This window comes from Methylorubrum podarium (assembly GCF_022179745.1).
Lineage (GTDB): Bacteria > Pseudomonadota > Alphaproteobacteria > Rhizobiales > Beijerinckiaceae > Methylobacterium > Methylobacterium podarium.
Window position 1 is genome coordinate 1 of sequence record NZ_BPRD01000570.1, and the last position, 2,011, is coordinate 2,011.

A 2,011-nucleotide genomic window follows, 5' to 3' on the forward strand; every position below is an offset into this window, starting at 1 on the left:
CGCCTCCGGCGCGGCGGTGAGCCCGCGCTTGACCGCCTCGGCGACCCGCAGCAGGCGGGCGCGGTCCCCCGGCGACAGGCCGTCGTGGGCGACCCGCTGATCCTCGGCGATCGCCGCCGCCAGCACCTCGGAGAAGTCGTCGCCTCCGAGCGCCACGTCGCCGGCGGTGGCGCGCACCTCCATCACGCCCTCGTAGAGTTCGAGCAGCGAGACGTCGAAGGTGCCGCCGCCGAGATCGAACACGAGGACGGTGCCCTCCTGCTTCGACGCGACCCCGTAGGCGAGCGCCGCCGCGGTCGGCTCGTTGACGAGGCGCTCCACCGGCAGGCCGGCGAGGCGGGCGGCGTCGAGGGTGGCCTTGCGCTGGATGTCGTTGAAATAGGCCGGCACCGAGATCACCGCCTCGGTCACTTCCGTCCCGAGATGCGCCTGCGCGTCGGCCTTGAGGCTCTTCAGCACCAGCGCCGACAGCTCCTCCGGGCGGAAGCTCTGGCCGCGGCCGAGCCGGGTGACGTGGCCCGACCCCATCCAGCGCTTGAAGGAGGCGACCGTGCGCTCGGGCTCGGTGGCGAGCCGCTCCCGCGCGGCGCGCCCGACCAGCACCGTCCCGTCCGCGTCGAGGCCGACAACGGAGGGCGTCAGCGGCTCGCCGAGCGCGTTGGGGATGAGCCGCGGTCCCTCCGGCGTCCAGACGGCGACCGCCGAGTTCGTGGTGCCGAGATCGATGCCGACGATCGCCATGAAGCCCCCTTCGGTTCGGGCGGCGCCGGCCCGCCGACGGCCGCCCCGCCGCGGTTATAATCGCAATCGGCGGGGATCCTGACTCGGTGACGGTCTCGCCCGCTCCCGCCGACGTTCCGGGAAGGGCGGACGGTTCAGTCGCCCGCGCGATAGAGGATGTCGGCCAAGCGCCCGCGGCTGCCGGGGCCGAAGACGCTGTCGATGACGGCCCAGGTCGAAGGGCTGAGACCGTGGTCGCTCCGCAGCCGGCGCGGGTCCGCCCGTTCGAGCCGATCCATTTCACCGGCGCATTTCTGGAGCGCGAGCCCCGCCTTGGCGGTCATCGGCACGTGCCGCTGCGACCGCGTCCCGTCCAGCTCGAACCGGAGGCAGGACGAAAGATCCTCCTTCAGATTGTCGAAGGGCGCGGCCCCGGCGCCGACGGTGAGGGCCAGGAGGCCGGGGACGAGCAGGACGGCGGCACGAACGGACATCAAGGCGCTCCGGTCACGGTCGATCGACGACGACAACGCGCCGGCCCGCGATTCGCCGCACGGGCAGAACACGATCGCTGCCGGCGGCCTCACGGGCCCGCGCATTCGCCGATCAATACCCCGTGCGCTCGGTGATGCGACGGGCCGCTTCCGACCCCAAAGGCGGACAATCCCTGTAGCGACGACGACCCGGTTCAGCCTACCCTGCCAGCGGTGACGCGCGCTCCCTCTCGCATCGAATGACAAGGACCGTCGTGCAATGCCGCTCGTTCGCATTTCGCTGCTCGCAGGCAAGTCCAAGTCCTACGTGCGAGCCATCGCGGACGGAATTCATCAAGGGCTGATGGAAGCCTACGGCGTGCCGCCGGGGGATCGTTTTCAAATCATCACGCAGCACGACCCCGACGATCTGATCTTCGACGCCGATTACCTCGGAATCCATCGAACCGAGGACATCGTTCTGATCCACATCGTCGCCGGGAACTGGCGCGATACGGCGACCAAGAAGCGGCTCTACGAAGCGATCGCCGATCGGCTCGTCGAGGCGCCCGGCCTGAGGCGAGAGGACGTGCAGATCATCCTCTCGTCGAACGAGCGCGACGAATGGTCGTTCGGAAACGGCCTCGCCTCCTACGTCCCGGATGCGCCGACATCGTAGGATTTCGCGCTCAAGTCCCTCATCGGCCGTTCGGATCGACGGAATCCGCGAGGCCGGTCCCCACCCGGAACAGCGTCTCATCGGTTTCCGGCTGATCAGCGCGAGCATCGCCCCCTCTCCTCTCCCCCTTGCGGGGAGG

3 protein-coding genes are annotated in these 2,011 nt (G+C 70.0%); 1 reads left to right on the top strand and 2 read right to left on the bottom strand.

Translation table 11 applies throughout. From position 1 onward, the window contains the following. Positions 1-741, bottom strand: a 741-nt coding sequence (locus tag MFF42_RS23715) for an Hsp70 family protein (RefSeq protein ID WP_238258244.1), incomplete at its 3' end; no start/stop codon positions are given. 134 nt (positions 742-875) lie between these two features. After that, positions 876-1,214 carry a hypothetical protein gene (locus tag MFF42_RS23720; protein ID WP_238258246.1) on the bottom strand — a complete coding sequence of 113 codons (339 nt, stop codon included), beginning with the start codon at positions 1,212-1,214 and terminating at the stop codon, positions 876-878. Between the two features lie 259 nt (positions 1,215-1,473). Here MFF42_RS23720 and MFF42_RS23725 point away from each other — a divergent pair, with 259 nt between their 5' ends. Continuing rightward, positions 1,474-1,872 carry a tautomerase family protein gene (locus MFF42_RS23725; RefSeq protein ID WP_238258247.1) on the top strand — a complete coding sequence of 133 codons (399 nt, stop codon included), beginning with the start codon at positions 1,474-1,476 and terminating at the stop codon, positions 1,870-1,872. Positions 1,873-2,011: the final 139 nt, after the last annotated feature.